The organism is Sphaerisporangium rhizosphaerae (assembly GCF_042665155.1).
In the GTDB taxonomy this organism is placed as follows: domain Bacteria; phylum Actinomycetota; class Actinomycetes; order Streptosporangiales; family Streptosporangiaceae; genus Sphaerisporangium; species Sphaerisporangium rhizosphaerae.
The window spans coordinates 206,982-222,125 of the sequence record NZ_JBHTCG010000005.1; the positions used below are offsets into that span (position 1 = coordinate 206,982).

General features: G+C 71.3%; 14 protein-coding genes. 3 read left to right on the plus strand and 11 right to left on the minus strand.

What is annotated here, in order from left to right; genetic code table 11:
- Positions 1 to 62: 62 nt before the first annotated feature.
- A complete protein-coding gene (locus ACFQSB_RS09930; protein WP_380825785.1) occupies positions 63 to 1,694 on the plus strand; it encodes a phospho-sugar mutase in 1,632 nt (543 codons plus the stop codon).
- On the opposite strand, the gene ACFQSB_RS09935 is transcribed toward ACFQSB_RS09930, so the two are convergent.
- The 5 genes from ACFQSB_RS09935 to ACFQSB_RS09955 all read right to left on the minus strand — a co-directional run bounded on the left by ACFQSB_RS09935 (position 1,691) and on the right by ACFQSB_RS09955 (position 6,354).
- Positions 1,691 to 2,311: a PH domain-containing protein gene (locus ACFQSB_RS09935; protein ID WP_354837306.1), complete on the minus strand. Its 621-nt coding sequence runs from the start codon at positions 2,309 to 2,311 to the stop codon at positions 1,691 to 1,693. The genes ACFQSB_RS09930 and ACFQSB_RS09935 overlap by 4 nt on opposite strands.
- Positions 2,312 to 2,376: 65 nt before the next feature.
- Positions 2,377 to 3,456: an adenosine deaminase gene (locus ACFQSB_RS09940; RefSeq protein WP_354837307.1), complete on the minus strand. Its 1,080-nt coding sequence runs from the start codon at positions 3,454 to 3,456 to the stop codon at positions 2,377 to 2,379.
- Between the two features lie 37 nt (positions 3,457 to 3,493).
- Positions 3,494 to 3,847 (minus strand): cupin domain-containing protein, encoded by a 354-nt coding sequence (locus ACFQSB_RS09945; protein WP_354923547.1) that lies wholly within the window; start codon positions 3,845 to 3,847, stop codon positions 3,494 to 3,496.
- 102 nt (positions 3,848 to 3,949) lie between these two features.
- Positions 3,950 to 4,663 (minus strand): AMIN-like domain-containing (lipo)protein, encoded by a 714-nt coding sequence (locus ACFQSB_RS09950; RefSeq protein ID WP_380825787.1) that lies wholly within the window; start codon positions 4,661 to 4,663, stop codon positions 3,950 to 3,952.
- A 242-nt stretch (positions 4,664 to 4,905) separates the two neighbouring features.
- A complete protein-coding gene (locus tag ACFQSB_RS09955) occupies positions 4,906 to 6,354 on the minus strand; it encodes an MFS transporter (protein ID WP_380825789.1) in 1,449 nt (482 codons plus the stop codon).
- Positions 6,355 to 6,440: 86 nt separating this feature from the next.
- Between ACFQSB_RS09955 and ACFQSB_RS09960 the strand changes: the two genes are divergently transcribed.
- A complete protein-coding gene (locus tag ACFQSB_RS09960) occupies positions 6,441 to 6,824 on the plus strand; it encodes a MarR family winged helix-turn-helix transcriptional regulator (RefSeq protein WP_354837314.1) in 384 nt (127 codons plus the stop codon).
- A gap of 128 nt (positions 6,825 to 6,952) precedes the next feature.
- On the opposite strand, the gene ACFQSB_RS09965 is transcribed toward ACFQSB_RS09960, so the two are convergent.
- The gene (locus tag ACFQSB_RS09965) at positions 6,953 to 8,020 is read right to left on the minus strand and encodes an amidohydrolase family protein (protein WP_380825792.1); all 1,068 of its coding nucleotides are present in this window, start codon (positions 8,018 to 8,020) and stop codon (positions 6,953 to 6,955) included.
- A gap of 122 nt (positions 8,021 to 8,142) precedes the next feature.
- On the opposite strand from ACFQSB_RS09965, the gene ACFQSB_RS09970 reads away from it, so the two are divergent.
- Complete coding sequence (locus ACFQSB_RS09970) at positions 8,143 to 8,859, plus strand: TetR/AcrR family transcriptional regulator (RefSeq protein ID WP_380825794.1); 717 nt, start codon at positions 8,143 to 8,145, stop codon at positions 8,857 to 8,859.
- Positions 8,860 to 9,111: 252 nt separating this feature from the next.
- On the opposite strand, the gene ACFQSB_RS09975 is transcribed toward ACFQSB_RS09970, so the two are convergent.
- From ACFQSB_RS09975 to ACFQSB_RS09995, 5 genes are all read right to left on the minus strand, one after another.
- Positions 9,112 to 10,386 (minus strand): thymidine phosphorylase, encoded by a 1,275-nt coding sequence (locus ACFQSB_RS09975; RefSeq protein WP_380825796.1) that lies wholly within the window; start codon positions 10,384 to 10,386, stop codon positions 9,112 to 9,114.
- A 45-nt stretch (positions 10,387 to 10,431) separates the two neighbouring features.
- Entirely contained in the window at positions 10,432 to 10,851 is a 420-nt protein-coding gene (locus ACFQSB_RS09980; protein ID WP_354837324.1) for a cytidine deaminase, read from the minus strand.
- Between the two features lie 118 nt (positions 10,852 to 10,969).
- Entirely contained in the window at positions 10,970 to 12,241 is a 1,272-nt protein-coding gene (locus ACFQSB_RS09985) for an ABC transporter permease (protein ID WP_380825798.1), read from the minus strand.
- The gene (locus ACFQSB_RS09990; protein WP_380825799.1) at positions 12,238 to 13,374 is read right to left on the minus strand and encodes an ABC transporter permease; all 1,137 of its coding nucleotides are present in this window, start codon (positions 13,372 to 13,374) and stop codon (positions 12,238 to 12,240) included. The genes ACFQSB_RS09985 and ACFQSB_RS09990 overlap by 4 nt, the downstream gene beginning before the upstream one ends.
- On the minus strand, positions 13,371 to 15,008 hold the full coding sequence (locus ACFQSB_RS09995) for an ABC transporter ATP-binding protein (protein ID WP_380825800.1): 1,638 nt from the start codon (positions 15,006 to 15,008) through the stop codon (positions 13,371 to 13,373). Before ACFQSB_RS09995 ends, ACFQSB_RS09990 begins: the two co-directional genes overlap by 4 nt.
- Between the last annotated feature and the right edge of the window lie 136 nt (positions 15,009 to 15,144).

Sequence of the window (15,144 nt, forward strand, 5' to 3'; positions counted from 1 at the left end):
CACCTTGGGCGGGCGGCCGGGCCGCGGATGGTTTCTGAGAGAGATGCGAGCGAAGGGGTTCGATGTCCGATCTCGTGCGGCGGGCGGAGGAGTGGCTGGCGCAGGATCCCGACCCTGAGACCCGGGAGGAGCTCAGGCGGATCCTCGACGGCGGCGACACCGCGGCGCTCCAGGACCGGTTCGGGGCCAAGCTGGAGTTCGGCACGGCCGGGCTGCGCGGCGAGCTGGGCGCGGGGCCGAACCGGATGAACCGCGTGACCGTCATGCGGGCCGCCGCCGGGCTGGCCGCGCGACTGGGGCCGGGCGGGCACGTCGTGATCGGGTACGACGCCCGGCACAACTCCGACGTGTTCGCCCGCGACTCGGCGGCGGTGCTGAACGGGGCGGGGTTGCGCGTCTCGCTGATGGGCCACCACTGGCCCACCCCTGTGCTCGCCTTCGCCGTGCGGCACCTTGGGGCCGACGCCGGCGTCATGGTCACCGCCTCGCACAACCCGCCGCGCGACAACGGCTACAAGGTCTACTGGGGGGACGGCGCCCAGATCGTCCCGCCGCTCGACGTGGAGATCTCGGCGGCGATCGACGCCGTCGGCCCGGTGGACCGGCTGCCGCTGGGCCAGGAGTGGCGGACGCTGAGCGAGGCGGACATCGTCGAGCCGTACCTGGCCGCGATCACCGCGCTGCCGATCGGGGACGATCGCGACCTGCGCACCGTCTACACCCCGATGCACGGGGTGGGCGGGGAGCTCCTGCTGCAAGCCTTCGCCGTCGCCGGGTTCGAGCCGCCCGCGGTGGTCGAGGCCCAGTTCGCCCCTGACCCCGACTTCCCGACGGTGGCCTTCCCGAACCCGGAGGAGCCGGGTGCGATGGACCTGGCGCTGCGGCTGGCCGAGAAGGCCGGCGCCGACGTGGTCATCGCCAACGACCCGGACGCCGACCGCTGCTCCGTGGGCGTGCCCACGCGGGACGGCGGCTTTCGCATGCTGACCGGCGACGAGGTCGGCGGGCTGCTCGGCGAGTACGTCATCGAGCACACCACCGCGCCGGACCGCCTGGTCTCCGAGTCGATCGTGTCCTCGTCCCTGCTCGGCAAGATCGCCAAAGCGCACGGGGTGCGCCACGCCGAGACGCTCACCGGCTTCAAGTGGATCGTCAAGGCCGGCGACGGGCTGGTCTACGGGTACGAGGAGGCGCTCGGCCACAGCGTCGGGTCCGACCAGGGGCTGCCCGTGCGCGACAAGGACGGCATCGGCGCGGCCCTCACCGTCGCGGGGATGGCGGCGCGGGCCAAGCGGGACGGCAAGACGCTTCTGGACCTGCTGGACGAGCAGGCGCAGCGGTACGGCCTGCACGCGACCGCGCAGCTCTCGTTCAGGGTCGCCGACCTGTCGCTCATCGCCGCCGCGATGGAACGGCTGCGCTCCCGGCCGCCTCAGGTGCTCGGCGGGCGGGCGGTCGGTTCGGTCGAGGACCTGAGCGCGGGCGTGGACGGCCTGCCGCCGACGGACGGGCTGCGCTACCGGCTGGACGGCGACGCCCGCGTGGTGGTCCGCCCCTCGGGCACCGAGCCGAAGCTGAAGTGCTACCTGGAGGTCGTCGTCCCGGTGACCGGCACAGTCTCCGACGCCAGGACGCTGGCGGCGAGCGACCTGGACGCCCTGAAGACCGACCTCACCGCCGCCCTGGGCCTCTAGGAGGTGATGAGGGCGGCTATGACCAGGATGAGGGCGGCGGCCAGGGCGCCGAGGGCCGAGGGGGACCAGGTGGCGGTGAGGGGCGCCCGCTCGCCGGCGGTGCGGGACTTCTTCTCGACCAGTTCGGTGAGCTGCTGGGCGACCCAGTCGGCATGCGTGCGGCCGGCCATGGCCTGCGCCGCCGCGTGCTCGGCCTTGGAGAGCTGGGGCTGGGTGCTGGGGTAGCGCCCGGCCTTGGCGGGGACGCCGGCGGTGCCGCGCCGCACGGCCTTGGCCCGCTCGCGGGCGCTCGCCTGCGGCGTCCAGCAGCGCACGCTGTCGTCGCCCGACTCGATGATGATCGCGTGCGAGACGTGGATGCCGTCGATGGCCTTCCACGGCACGAAGTAGTTGCGCAGCGGGTTGCGCACGAAGATGCCGTCCTCGCGGGCGAGGACGGCCGGGCGCAGGCAGCCGACGAAGACGGCGGCGGTGAGCACCGCGAGCACCGCGCCCGCGACCAGCGCCGACGGGATGCTGCCGTGGGCGATCAGGTCGGCCGTGTTCAGCGCGGCGAACACCATCCACACCCAGCCGAGCACCCATGCGATCTTGGACCGGAAGACCTGTGGCTTCACCGCTCGCTCACCGCTACCTTTCCGTTCAGCAGGCGGTCACCACGCTAACGCCTCCCGCGCACTGCTCACGCCTGCCATTTGAGCTGCGCGAAGCCCGGCTTGATAACACCGTTGATCAGCGCCAGCCGCTCGTCGAACGGGATGAACGCCGACTTCATGGCGTTGACCGTGAACCACTGCAGATCGTCCCACCCGTAGTCGAAGGTTTCGACGAGGTTGGCGAATTCCTGGGACACACTGGTGTCACTCATCAACCTGTTGTCGGTGTTGACGGTGACCCGGAAGTACAGGCGGCGCAGCAGGCCGATCGGGTGCTCGGCGAGCGACGAGGCCGCGCCGGTCTGCAGGTTCGACGTGGGGGCCATCTCCAGCGGAATGCGCTTGTCGCGCACGTAGGCCGCGAGCCGGCCGAGCTTGGCGGTGCCGTCCTCGGCGACCTGGATGTCGTCGATGATGCGCACGCCGTGCCCGAGCCGGTCGGCGCCGCACCACTGGATGGCCTGCCAGATGGACGGCAGCCCGAACGCCTCGCCCGCGTGGATGGTGAAGTGGGCGTTCTCCCGCTGGAGGTACTCGAAGGCGTCCAGGTGGCGGGTGGGCGGGTACCCGGCCTCGGCGCCGGCGATGTCGAACCCGGCGACGCCCACGTCGCGGTAGCGCACGGCCAGTTCGGCGATCTCCATGGACCGGGCCTGGTGGCGCATCGCGGTCAGCAGCGTGCCGACCCGGATGCCGCGCCCCTCCGACCCGACCCGGAAGCCCTCCAGAACGGCCTCGACCACCTGGTCGAGGCTGAGCCCGCCGGAGGTGTGCTGTTCGGGGGCGTAACGGACCTCGGCGTAGACGACTCCGTCGTCGGCGAGGTCCTCGGCGCACTCGGCGGCGACGCGGATCAGCGACTCGCGCGTCTGCATGACCCCGACGGTGTGGTCGAAGGTCTCCAGGTAGCGTTCGAGGGACCCCGAGTCGGACGCCTCGCGGAACCATTCGCGCAGGTTGTCGGCGTCCTTGCTCGGCAGCCTGTCGTATCCGGTCTCGCGGGCCAGGTCGATGATCGTCTGCGGCCGCAGGCCGCCGTCGAGATGGTCGTGCAGGAGGACCTTCGGGGCCTTGCGGATGCCGTCACGTGTGGGCTGCTGAGTCATCGCAACATCCTAGAGAGTGGTCTGCCGGAGCCCCGGCTCATTCGTCGCGGTTCACGGTGTCGGGCGAGAACGCGGGCAGGCAGACCGCGACGTACTCGGCGCCCTCGGGGCCGGCGGTGTAGCGGATCTTCTCGCCCGGCAGGGTCGTGATCGCCTCACCGGCGTGCACCTCTGTCGTGCCCCCTTCGTGCTCGACCACGACGGTGCCGCGCAGCACGAGGGTGTACTCGGTGAACTCGGGCGTCTGGGCGGGCTCCTCCCATCCCGCCGGAGCCACCATGTGGGCGATGGACACCTGGTCGTCGCCGGTGTTGACCCGTCCGACGTACTCGTCGATGACCTTCCCACCCGGGACCGGGATGCGGGTCGCGCCCGCGATTCTGCGTACCACGCGGCCAGTCTAGGAGGCGTACATGAGAACTATGTCCAATTCCGCCCAAGGGCGGTGTCCGCCCGGCTCCGCCGGCCGCGGATCGGGGGCGGACGCCGGGCGTCAGTGGGCGACGTCGATGACAAGGCGGGCGGGGTCGGACTGCTCGAAGACGCGGAATCCGGCGCGCTCGCGCAGCACGAGCGCCACGGTGACGACGCCCTCGTAGTCGCCGGTGCGCACGACGCCGAGGAGGTTCGGCAGCCCGGGCCGCAGGACGGGCGTCCGGGGGAAGGTCGGCCTGCCGTTCTCGGTGTGGGCGTTGGCGGGCTTGAGCATCACCTGCAGGTACGCCCCGCCCTTGATGTCCACGAGCTTGCCCGAGCCGTCCTCGTACAGTTTGCGCACCCAGTCGACGCTGTAGCCGGTCTTGGCGCCCCGCAGGTCGATGACGACCCGGTCGAACCCGGGATGCGCGGCGAACCGCGCCCCCGTGACCACGGGCGGCCTCTCGGGGGAGCGCGTGACGGCGACCCGCCTGGTGCTCGTGGGCGCGGGCGGTTCGCTCGCGCCGGCGGTCGGCGTCCGGCTGACCGGTGGGACGCCGCCCGTCTCGCCCGGCGTCGGGACGGTCCGCCCGGACGGCGTCACGACGGGCGTCACCGCTGGTGTCACGGCCGGTGAGGAGATGGACGGGTCCGGGGACGCCGGAGCGGGGCCCGGCGAGGACGCGGCGGGCGTGCTGCTCGCGGAGGTGTCGGACCCGGGCGCCGCGCCGCAGGCGGCGGTGGCCAGGGCCACGGGCAGGAGGGCGGCTGCGACGGCGATCCTGTTCATGGCCTCGGCTCCTCCACTGAATGCGCCTACTCCTTTGACCCCGAGAATGCCTCACAGGTTCGCGAAGAAACTCCGTAACCCGAAAATGTGTCCGATGTGCCCCTTGACCTCCGGAAGGACGCCACCGCACGCGCCAGGCCCCCGGCGCGTGCGCACCGAGGGCCTGGACGGACGAGGGGACGTCATGAGGGCGCAGGGAGGGGGAGGCCGTCCGGACCGGCCTGGTCTCGGAGCCGGCTGGATCAGGCGTTCTCCAGGACGGGCAGGTCGCCGCCCTCCTGCTCGGCCTTCGCGGCCGGGGAGGTCGCGCGGCGGGCGAACAGGCCGGTCAGGGCGATGCCGAGCCCGATGAGGGCGATCACCGCGCAGACCGCGAACGAGGACCTGATCGCCGGCATGGTGACCGCGCCCCCGTGAGCGGTCACCACGGCGGTCACGACCGCGAGCATCAGCGCGCCGCCGACCTGGCCGGAGGTGTTGAGCAGCCCGGAGGCCAGACCCTGCTCGTCGTCGGCCACCCCCGCGGTGGCCTGGATGTTCAGCGAGGGGAACATGAGGGCGAAGGAGATGCCGAGCAGCAGCATGCCGGGGATGACCATCGTGGCCAGGCTCGGGTGCTCCCCCGCGCCGAGGAACACGGCGTACCCGGCGACCAGGGAAACCGAGCCGATGGCGATCAGCCGGGCGGTGCCGAACCGGTCGGCGAAGTCGCCCATCTTGGTGGAGGTCAGGGCGACGAGCAGGCCCGCCGGGAGGAACGCCAGGGCGGTGTGCAGCGCGGTCCAGCCCAGAAGGTTCTGGAAGTACTGCATGGCGACGAACTGGAAGCTGACGTAGGAGCCGAACAGGACCACCAGTCCGAGGTTGGCCCGCACGAGCGGGCCCGAGCGCAGGATGGCCAGGCGGACGAGCGGGTGCTTGACCCGCAGTTCGGTCACGACGAACAGGGCGAGCAGGGCCACGGCGCCCGCGAGGCTCGCCAGCGTGCGCACCGAGCCCCAGCCGGCCTCGGGGGCCTGCACGACGGCGAACACGAACAGCAGCATCGAGAACGTGATGGTGGCGGCGCCGAGCAGGTCGTGGCCTCCGTGGGTGCGCTCCTCGCCGGAGTGGCGCGGCAGGAGCCTGAAGCCCGCCACGAGCGCGATGATCGCGACCGGCACCGGGCTCAGGAAGGTCCAGCGCCAGCCCAGCTCGGTGAGGAAACCGGACAGGACGAGGCCGAGGGAGAAGCCGCTGGCGCCGCAGGCGGTGAAGATGCTCAGCGCCCGGTTGCGGGCCGGGCCTTCGGCGAAGGTCGTGGTGATGATCGACAGCGCGGCGGGCGCGGTGAAGGCCGCGCTGATGCCCTTGATGAACCGGGCGACGATGAGCAGGCTGCCGTTGTCGACCAGGCCGCCGAGCAGCGAGGCCACGGCGAAGACCGCGAGGGCGGTCAGGAAGACCCTGCGGCGGCCGAGCAGGTCGGCGGTGCGCCCGCCGAGCAGGAGCAGGCCGCCGTAGCCCAGGACGTACCCGCTGACGACCCACTGCAGGGTGGAGGTGGACAGGCCGAGGTCGGCCTGGATGGACGGTAGGGCCACTCCCACCATCGAGACATCGAGCGCATCGAGGAAGATCACGGCGCTGAGCACGGTCAGCGCCCCCCAGAGGCGTGCATCCCAACGCTGGTCATGTGAGGTGAGGGACATGGGACAGGACAGTACATGCACATACATTCAATGCACAAGCATTTAATTCCCGTGCATTTATTGACGACGCATGCTACAGTCAGGTCATGGACGACGATGTCGATGTCGTGAGCTCATGGCGGGAGATCCTCGCCTGTCATGCCACGACCTGGTGCGCGCTCGAGCGCGAGCTCGGCGACAAGCATGGGCTCGGTGTCAGCGACTTCGAGGTCCTCGACCGCATGGTCGAGTCCGACCACGGCAAGTACCGCGTCCAGGAACTCGCCGACGCCGTCCACCTCAGTCAGAGCGCCCTCTCGCGCCTGATCTCCCGCCTGGAGAAGGCCGGCCTGGTGTGCCGCAACATGTGCGAGGTCGACCGGCGCGGGGTGTTCGTGCAAATCACCGAGGCCGGCATCGAACGCCACCGCCAGGCCCTGCCCACCCACCGCGCCGTCCTCAACACCTCCCTCACCGACCTCCCCCACTGACCCCCAGGGAGAACCTGGGTCTGACCTCCTGTTACTCGGGTTTCTCAGACCGGGGTGGATCTTCGCCACTACGGTTCGCGCCGGTTCGGGGACAAGCGTGGGGGTTGACGGTTGGCCGAGGCGGAGCGTCAAGCCGAGTCGTGTTCGCGGCGCACCCTGATGCGCTGGGTCAGTTTCTCCCAGTTGCCGGACCCGATCGCGGCCTTTTCCTCGCGGGTGAAGGGCGCCTGTTCGAGGAACGAGCGGGCGACCCCTCCGGCGGTGTCGAGGAAGGGGAATCCGCCAGGTCGGGTCCCGAAGGTGTAGGGGTAGTCGGTCGAGTACATCATGCGCCCGGTTCCGACGACCTCCGAGGTCCACCTCATGTAGCGCTCGCTGACCGTGCCGCTGCCGCAGACCCAGAAGTTCTGCGTGAAGTAGTCGGCGAGCGGGCGCTCCAGCTTGGCGTTGTGCGCCATGACCCCGGTGTGGTCGAGGTAGAACAGGACGACCTCGCCCCAGTGTCCCGCGATCACCTGCAATCCGGGGTGCCGGTCGAAAACGCCGGAGAAGATCATCCGTAGATACTGGACACCCAGGTCGTAGTACCACCCCAGGCCCGCCGTCGCGAGCGTCATCCCGGTACTGCGCGCCAGCCCGGCTCCGTCATCGAAGCCCGAGTAGTAGGCCCTGAGAACCTCGGGGACCGGAGTCTGGGGATGGAAGTGCAGCGGCACCTGGAGGCGCTCGGCCGTGGCGTACAGGTCGTCGAACTCCGGGGCGTCGGCCGGCTTGTCCCCCGTTCGTCCGTACAGCATCGCGCCGGGGAGGCCGAGCCGGGTGACCGCGCGTTCCAGTTCGGCCGCGGCGGCTTCGGGCGCCGCGGTGGGGATGGCGGCGAAGGCCTGGAACCGGTCGGGCCGCCCGGCGACGATCTCGGCCAGCGTGTCGTTGACCTCGCGGGCCACGCTGACGGCGTCTTCGGGCGCGAGGTTCTGCACGCCCGGTGAGGCCAGGGACAGAACCGCGACGTCGATGCCCTGGTCGTCCATGTCGGCCAGACGCGCCTCCCCGAAGTCCCGCAACCGCCGCGCGAAGGGCTCGTCGCCGAAGCCGAGCTGCGGGATTCGCGGCACACCCGCCTTGGCCCACGCGTCGAGCAGCGCGGGTGGAGCGATGTGTTCCTCGAGTGCCACGATCTTGATCTTGTCTGGCATTCGTGCTCCTTCACCCTGCCGTTTCCATTGGAACCACCGATACAGTATCACCGGAAATATCAATGGAAACACCGTCGTGGTATCGTTGGAAAATGGCACCGAGTTCACACGGCGGGGACGGCGTGACCGCCGTCGAATCCGACACCGCGGCCCTGGGCCGCGAGCAGCTCCGGCAGCGGATCATCGAGGCCGCCGCCGGCCTGCTGGCCCGCGAGGGTCGCGACGCGGTCACCACTCGCGCGGTCGCGGTCGCGGCAGGAGTGCAACCACCGGCCATCTACCGCCTCTTCGGCGACAAGGACGGGTTGCTCGACGCGGTGGCCCAGTACGGCTTCGCCAGGTTTCTCGAGACCAAGCACACCGCCCCCGATTCGCGGCATCCCGTCGAGGACCTGAGGGCAGGCTGGGACCTGGCGGTCGAGTTCGGCCTGGCCAATCCCGCGCTCTACACGCTGATGTACAGCGAGCCCGCGAAAGAGACGTCGGCCGCCTTCAAGGCCGGCGTGGAGATCCTGATGAGCCGTATCCGACGCCTCGCCGTCGGCGGCTGGCTTCGCGTCGACGAAGAACTCGCGGTCACCCTCATCCACGCAACGGCGCGCGGTGCCGTGCTCACCTGGCTGACCCTGCCCGACGACCGGCGCGACCCGGCCCTGCTGACCACTCTCCGGGAATCCATGGTCGCCGCCGTGACCACCCAAGAGCCCGCCGTGCGAGACTCGGGCCCGGCCGGCGCGGCCCGCGCCCTACGCGCCGCGCTGCCCGAACAGACGACCCTCAGCAGCGCGGAACAGCATCTGCTGAAGGAATGGCTCGACCGCCTCGCCGCCGACGGCTGAGACACCGTTCCCAACAGGACCATCTTCCGAACAGGACCATCTTCCGAACAGGACCATCTTCCGAAACCCGCAGGTCGACGGGACCGCGTCCCTCCCTCCAGCGCGGGAGATCAAGGCCCACGTCCAGCACCGCCGCGTGCTGTTCACCGTCTATGAGCCGAAGCGGCTGGGCCGACACGCCGCCGAACGCACCGCCCTGGAGGGCCGCGCACGGTCCTCAGGGTCGTTGCGGGATGCGCGACCGTCGGCGGGTCAGGCGGTGACGCGGTCGATGACCAGCGGCAGCAGCGGGGCGGGCGCGTCAGAGACGGTATAGGCGCCGGTGAGGGCTTCCAGAGCCCGGTCGAAGCGGGACGGGTCGTCGGCGTGGAGGGTCAGCAGGGGCTGACCTTCGCGGACGACGTCGCCGGGCTTGGCGTGCAGGGTGATGCCCGCGCCGAAGGACACCGCGTCCTCCTTGCGTGCCCTGCCCGCGCCGAGGCGCCAGGCGGCCAGCCCCACCTGATAGGCGTCCAGGGCGGCGAGGACGCCCGAGGACGGCGCCGTCACCTGCGTGGTCTCGGCGGCGGTGGGCAGTCCGGCGTCCGGGTCGCCGCCCTGCGCGCCGATCATGCGACGCCAGGCGTCCATGGCCGAGCCGTCCTTCAGCGCGTCCGCGGGGTCCTTGCCGCTCACCCCTGCCGCGGCCAGCATCTCGCGGGCGAGGAGCACGGTGAGCTCCACGACGTCGGACGGGCCGCCGCCGGCGAGCACCTCGACGGCCTCGGCCACCTCCAGGGCGTTGCCGACCGTGAGGCCCAGCGGGCGGTCCATGGCCGTCAGCAGGGCCACCGTGGTGACCCCGTGGTCGGTGCCGAGGTCGACCATGGTGCGGGCGAGCTCGCGGGCCGTCTCGACGTTCTTCATGAACGCGCCCGAGCCGACCTTGACGTCGAGCACGAGCGCGCCCGTGCCCTCGGCGATCTTCTTCGACATGATCGACGAGGCGATCAGCGGGATCGACTCGACGGTGCCGGTGACGTCGCGCAGCGCGTAGAGCTTCTTGTCGGCGGGGGCGAGCCCGTCGCCGGCGGCGCACACCACCGCGCCGGCCCGCCGCAGGACCGCGAGCATCTCGTCGTTGGACAAGGAGGCACGCCAGCCGGGGATCGACTCCAGCTTGTCCAGGGTGCCGCCGGTGTGGCCGAGGCCGCGCCCGGAAAGCTGCGGGACGTAGGCGCCGCAGGCGGCCACGAGCGGAGCGAGCGGCAGCGTGATCTTGTCGCCCACGCCGCCGGTCGAGTGCTTGTCCGTGGTGGGCCGGTCGAGCCCGGACCAGTCCATGCGCGCCCCGGACCGGATCATGGCTTCGGTCCACCGGCCGATCTCGCGCCGGCCCATGCCGTTGAGCAGGATCGCCATGGCCAGGGCCGACATCTGCTCGTCGGCGACCTCGCCGCGGGTGTAGGCGTCCACCACCCAGGCGATCTGCTCGGAGGAGAGCTCGCGGCCCTCCCGCTTGGTGACGATGACGTCGATCGCGTCCATGAACTCAGGATCCCCCGGAAACGGTGTCGGTCGTGCTGGCAGGCGTCAGGCGCCGCGGGAGAGGTCGTCGGGGCCGAAGGCGTGCGGCAGGACCTCGGCCATCCGCCACGCGCCGTCGGGGGTCTCCACGAGCAGCTCGGGACCGCCGTGCTCGAACAGCAGCTGGCGGCACCGGCCGCACGGCATGAGCAGCTCGCCGTGGCCGTCCACGCACGTGAAGGCCACCAGCCGCCCGCCGCCGGAGGCGTGCAGCGCCGACACCAGCCCGCACTCGGCGCACAGCCCGAGCCCGTAGGAGGCGTTCTCGACGTTGCACCCGGTGACGACGCGGCCGTCGTCCACGAGCGCGGCGGCGCCCACCGGGAACTTGGAGTAGGGCGCGTAGGCGTTGGCCATCGCGTCGGTCGCGGCCTCGCGCAGCGCGTCCCAGTCGATGGGGACGTCGGTGGTGCCGGTGTCGCTCACGTGCTGGTTCCCCCGTGGTTCCGATGGCGTCGGTCGTGGCACGGCCGGCTCGCGCCGGCCCGCCTGCTGTCGTGGCGCGGCCGTCCCGTGGCCTGGCCCGTGTGGCGGTACGGCCGTCTCACGTGGCCTGACCCTTGCGGTACGGCAGGCCGTCGGTCGCCGGCATGCGCAGCCGCTGGGAGGCCAGCGACAGCACCAGCAACGTCGTGAGGTGCGGCGTGAAGGAGGTGAACTGCTCGGGCACGGTGTCGGTGGTGGCGAAAACCGCGAAGACCAGGACCGCGAAGATCCCGGTGAACAGCGCCGCGCGGCCCCGCTGCTGCCGTACGAGCTGGTAGACGGCGAACGCGGCGAGCAGCATCGCGACGACCAGCAGCAGCGCGTGGACCGAGGTGCCGCCCTGGCGCAGTTGCAGGGCGTCGGTGTACCCGAACAGCAGCGCGCCGCCGGCCAGGCCGCCCGGCCGCCAGTTGCCGAAGATCATGGCGGCGAGGCCGATGAAGCCGCGCCCGCCGGTCTGGCCCTCCCGGTAGATGCCGGCGGCCACGATCGACAGGAACGCGCCGCCGAGCCCGGCCAGGGCTCCGGAGACCACGACGGCGAGGTACTTGTACAGGTACACGTTGACGCCGAGCGACTCGGCGGCCACCGGGCTCTCACCGCACGAGCGCAGGCGCAGCCCGAAGGCCGTGCGCCACAGCAGGTAGAAGCTGAGCGGGACGAGCAGGATGGCGAGGATGACGAACAGCGACACGTTCTGCGTCACGCCGTAGAGCACGCCGGCGAGGTCCGAGAGCAGGAACACGTGCGTGTTGGCCAGGTCGCGCAGCGGCGTGCCGATGCCGGGGACGCTGATGGTCTCGATGGGCGGGATGCGCGGCGACTGGGTCTCGCCGCCGCCCTTCATGCCGACGAACACCAGCTTGGACAGGTACTGGGTGACACCCTGGCCGAGCAGGGTGATCGCGACGCCGGAGATGATGTGGTCGACGCCGAAGGTGACGGTCGCGACGGCGTGCAGCAGGCCGCCCAGCGCCCCGCCGATGGTCCCGGCGATGACGCCGGCCCACGGGGTGCCGAAGGTCAGCGCGCCCCAGGCTCCGCACCAGGTGCCGAGGATCATCATGCCTTCGAGGCCGATGTTGACCACGCCGGACCGCTCGGACCACAGTCCGCCCAGGGCGGCCAGGCCGATGGGGACCGCGAGCCCGATGGCCGCGCCGATGGTGCCGCCGGAGGTGATGTCGTTGGCGCCGGTGACGACCCGGGCGAGCGACATCATGACCAGCAGCGCCAGGACGCCCAGCAGGGCCACCTGCCAGTTGAGCGTGAGACGCCGGGCGGCCGGGGGCGCGGCCGGCGCCTTGGCGGACAGGCCGGTGACCGTCATACGGCCGCTCCCTGGGGCTCGGTGGGGGCCGCGGTGGACAGCTGGCGGCTGACCCGGCGCTGCTCGGCCACCGCGCGGTACCGGTGGACCAGCTCGTAGGCGATGATGACCGAGAGCACGATGGTGCCCTGCATGATGATCACGATCTCCTTGGGGATGCCGTTGAAGTCCAGGATGTCGTTGGAGTTGTCCAGGAAGCTCCACAGCAGGGCGCCCACGGCGATGCCGATCGGGTTGTTGCGTCCCATCAGGGCGATCGCGATGCCGGTGAAGCCCAGGCCCGCCGGGAAGTCCAGGCTGTAGGAGTACGACGCGCCGAGCAGCTGCGGCAGGCCGACGAGCCCGGCGACCGCGCCGGACAGGATCATCGTGTACAGCACCATCTTCTTGACGTTGATGCCGCTGGCGACGGCCGCCGTCTCCGACCGGCCGGTGGCCCGCAGGTCGAAGCCGAAGCGGGTGCGGTTCAGCACGACGTGGTAGGCCACGCCGAGCACGGCCGCCACGATGATCATCCCGAACACCTTGGCCTGGGTGCCGGAGACGAGAGCGATGCCGGGGAAGTGCCCGGACGGGCCGATGGGCTTGGTGCCGACGTTGTTGCCGTTGAGGACGGCCAGCCGGCCGGGAGTGAGCAGCCAGGCGCCGAAGCCGGTGGCGATGGCGTTCAGCATGATCGTGGAGATGACCTCGCTGACCCCGCGCGCGGTCTTCAGCACCGCGGCGATCGACGCCCACAGGCCGCCGACGAGCACGGCGACCAGCATGATGACGCCGACGTGCAGGGGGCCTGGCAGGGTGACCGCGCCGCCGACCGCGGCGGCGACCAGCACGGCCAGGCGGTACTGGCCGTCCACACCGATGTTGAACAGGTTCATCCGGAACCCGATCGCCACGGCGAGGGCGGAGATGTAGTAGGTGGTGGCGGTGTTGAGGATCAGCACCTGGATGGAGGGGGTGGCGCTGAAGTCCAGCAGCAGCCCGAGCGTCTGGAACGGCTGGTTGCCGTTGAGCAGCAGGATGATCGAGGTGACGACGCCGGCGAAGACGACGGCCAGGACGGGGGCGGCCAGCGCGAGGAGGCCGCCGAGCCTGACCCTGCCGAGCAGCCGGTCGGTGAAGGACGAACTCATGCTTCCTCCCCGGCCTCGGCCGCCGCCGAGCCGAGTCGCTCAGGGCCGTCGGAGGCGGCGGCCGGTAGCTGGTCCGCGGGCTCGGCGGTGGCGCCGGTCATGGCGGAGCCGAGCTGTTCGGGGGTCACGGTCGCCGGGTCCACGTCGGCGACCATGCGGCCGCGCAGGATGACCTTCAGGGAGTCCGACAGGCCGATCAGCTCGTCCAGGTCGGCCGAGATCAGCAGGACGGCCAGCCCTCTGGCGCGCGCGGCCCGCAGGTGGTCCCAGATGGCGGCCTGCGCGCCCACGTCCACGCCGCGCGTGGGGTGGGAGGCGATCAGGACGACCGGCTCGCTGCTCATCTCGCGGCCGACGATGAGCTTCTGCTGGTTGCCGCCGGACAGCGCCATGGCGTCCACGTCGATGCCGGGGGTGCGCACGTCGTACTCGCGGACGATGCGCTCGGTGTCGGCGCGGGCGCCGGCCCGGTCGATCCACGGCCCCTTGACGTTGGGCCTGCGGGTCTGGTGGCCGAGGATGCGGTTCTCCCAGAGGGGGGCGCCGAGCAGCAGGCCGTGCCGGTGGCGGTCCTCGGGGATGTAGCCGATGCCGCCCTCACGCCTGCGCAACGTCGCCCAGGCCGAGACGTCGGCGCCGTCGAGGGTGATCGTCCCCTCGGCGGGGCGCATGCCCATGATGGCCTCGACCAGTTCGGCCTGCCCGTTGCCCTCGACGCCGGCGATGCCGAGCACCTCGCCCTTGCGGATGTCGAACGAGACGTCCTCCACGACCGCCCGTCCGTCGCCGGCGCGCACGGTCAGGCCGCGCACGGCGAGGGCCACCTGGTCGGTGACCGTCGACTCGCGCGTCTCGGGGCTGGGCAGCTCGCTGCCCACCATCAGCTCGGCGAGCCGCCGGGCCGTGACGTCCCCCGGGTCGACGCTCGCCACGGTGGTGCCGCGCCGGATGACCGTGATGGCGTCGGCGACGCGCAGCACCTCGTCCAGCTTGTGGGAGATGAAGATGATGGTGAGGCCCTCGCGGACCAGTCCGCGCAGGTTGTCGAACAGCTCGTCGACCTCCTGGGGCACCAGCACGGCGGTCGGCTCGTCCAGGATCAGGATGCGCGCGCCGCGGTAGAGGACCTTGAGGATCTCGACGCGCTGCCGGGCGCCCACGCCGAGGTCCTCGACCAGGACGTCGGGGGAGACGCCGAGGCCGTAGGCGTCCGAGATCTCCTTGATCTTCCGGCGGGCGGCGGCGAAGTCGATGCCGATGCCGCCCTTGCGCGGCTCACTGCCCAGGATGATGTTCTCCAGGACGGTGAGGTTGTCGGCGAGCATGAAGTGCTGGTGCACCATGCCGATGCCGGCGGCGATGGCGTCCCCCGGCGTGCGGAAGGAGACGGGCGACCCGTTGACGCGGATCACGCCTTCGTCCGGCCGCTGCATGCCGTATAGGATCTTCATGAGCGTGGACTTGCCCGCGCCGTTCTCGCCGACGATGGCGTGCACGTGCCCGCGCAGCACGGTGAGACGGATGTCACGGTTGGCGACGACGCCGGGGAATCGTTTGGTGATCCCCTCGAGCTCGACGGCGGGCTCCGTGGCGGGAGCCGAAGAAGTCGAAGTGCTGATGGCGGCCTCCTCCATGCGGACGGCCTCGGTGGCGCGGCCGGCGCCCGGTGGGGCACGGCGGCCGGCCGTGTCGGCGGATCTGACGGGGCTCTGGAATCGCGGCCCGCGCCCGCGGGCGGAGCCGTAACCGGCACGCGGGCCGGCCGCGGGC

Coding starts and splice junctions, on each gene's coding strand:
- ACFQSB_RS09975 (WP_380825796.1), bottom strand. CDS start 10,386: ATGGACGCGATCGACGTCATCGTCACCAAGCGGGAGGGCCGCGAGCTC.
- ACFQSB_RS09950 (WP_380825787.1), bottom strand. CDS start 4,663: ATGAACAGGATCGCCGTCGCAGCCGCCCTCCTGCCCGTGGCCCTGGCC.
- ACFQSB_RS09955 (WP_380825789.1), bottom strand. CDS start 6,354: ATGTCCCTCACCTCACATGACCAGCGTTGGGATGCACGCCTCTGGGGG.
- ACFQSB_RS09930 (WP_380825785.1), top strand. CDS start 63: ATGTCCGATCTCGTGCGGCGGGCGGAGGAGTGGCTGGCGCAGGATCCC.
- ACFQSB_RS09985 (WP_380825798.1), bottom strand. CDS start 12,241: ATGACGGTCACCGGCCTGTCCGCCAAGGCGCCGGCCGCGCCCCCGGCC.
- ACFQSB_RS09965 (WP_380825792.1), bottom strand. CDS start 8,020: ATGCCAGACAAGATCAAGATCGTGGCACTCGAGGAACACATCGCTCCA.
- ACFQSB_RS09940 (WP_354837307.1), bottom strand. CDS start 3,456: ATGACTCAGCAGCCCACACGTGACGGCATCCGCAAGGCCCCGAAGGTC.
- ACFQSB_RS09960 (WP_354837314.1), top strand. CDS start 6,441: ATGGACGACGATGTCGATGTCGTGAGCTCATGGCGGGAGATCCTCGCC.
- ACFQSB_RS09995 (WP_380825800.1), bottom strand. CDS start 15,008: ATGGAGGAGGCCGCCATCAGCACTTCGACTTCTTCGGCTCCCGCCACG.
- ACFQSB_RS09990 (WP_380825799.1), bottom strand. CDS start 13,374: ATGAGTTCGTCCTTCACCGACCGGCTGCTCGGCAGGGTCAGGCTCGGC.